The 1,194-nt window shown below is 41.3% G+C and carries 1 pseudogene; it reads left to right on the top strand.

Annotated elements, in window-relative coordinates:
- Window positions 1-1,194: pseudogene (locus BLS38_RS12810) on the top strand (hypothetical protein); the annotation flags it as partial.

Below are 1,194 nucleotides of genomic sequence, written 5' to 3'. Positions count from 1 at the left end.
AGTACAGTTGATGGTGCAGTAAGTAGCCTAAAAGATCAGGCAACAAAAGCGAAAACTACAGTAAGTAGTGGTCTAAATACTGTTGTTACACCGACCACAAATAGCGATGGTAGTACAAATTATAAAGTAGAAACAGCAAAAGATCTTGCCGCAGACAGTGTGACTTCAACTGATAATAGTAGCACTGGAGCAACCACTACGGTTCTTAATAAGAATGGAGTTGTTGCTACAAGCAGCGGTGATTCTAATACCTTGACAAGTACTGGTAATACGATAGCAAGTGGAAATGGCTCGAATACATTAACAAGTAGTAGTAGTACTATAACGGATGGTTTGAGTAATACGACAACAGTTGGTACTGATAAAGTCACAATAGCAAATACAAATACAAATACAAATACAAATAATAGCATTACCTCTGATGGTTCAACTCTAACAAATACGACTAGTAATCTTACGGCCAAATACCAGACAAAAGGTATTGAGTTGCAAGATACGAGTCAGGCTAGTAACAACATCGTACAAGGAACTGCAAATACTGCGACTGGTTTTGCTGCAATCAAGCAATCGGGTGATAATGCTGAAATAGCTACTTTAAAATCAGATGCTCTCACTATTATTTCTGGAAATAATAAAACAAATAATGTGACTGGAAAAACAACGCTTAATTCAACAGGCCTCACTATTCAAGATGGCCCTAGCGTGACTACAACAGGGATAGATGCGGCGAATAAATTAGTTACAAATGTTGCTGCTGGTGTTGCAGATACAGATGCAGTGAATGTTGGACAGCTTACAAAATCATCATCTACGGTTGGTAATAGCACCGCATCAGCTTTAGGTGGTGGCTCAACTTATGATCCAACAACAGGTACAGTCTCTGCACCGACCTATAGCGTGAATGGTTCGAGTAAAAACAACGTGGGTGATGCGATCAGTGCATTAGACCAAGGCTTCACGGTCACCAGCAATGGTGCGAATGGTAAAGCGATCAAAGCTGGCGACACATTAGAGATAGGGACAGCGGATGGAGAGAAAAACCTCACCGTCAGCAAAGATGGCAACACCATCAAATACGGTTTAAATCGTAATTTAGATCTAGACAGCGTTAAAGCAGGCAATACCACACTGAACAACGCAGGCGTTGCGGTAGATGATGGTACAGGTAACGTCAGCAAACTCACCACAGCCGGT

The organism is Acinetobacter boissieri (genome assembly GCF_900096955.1).
Classification (GTDB): domain Bacteria; phylum Pseudomonadota; class Gammaproteobacteria; order Pseudomonadales; family Moraxellaceae; genus Acinetobacter; species Acinetobacter boissieri.
The sequence above is the reverse complement of the archived record's forward strand: the minus strand, read 5'-3'. Positions and strand labels throughout refer to the sequence as shown.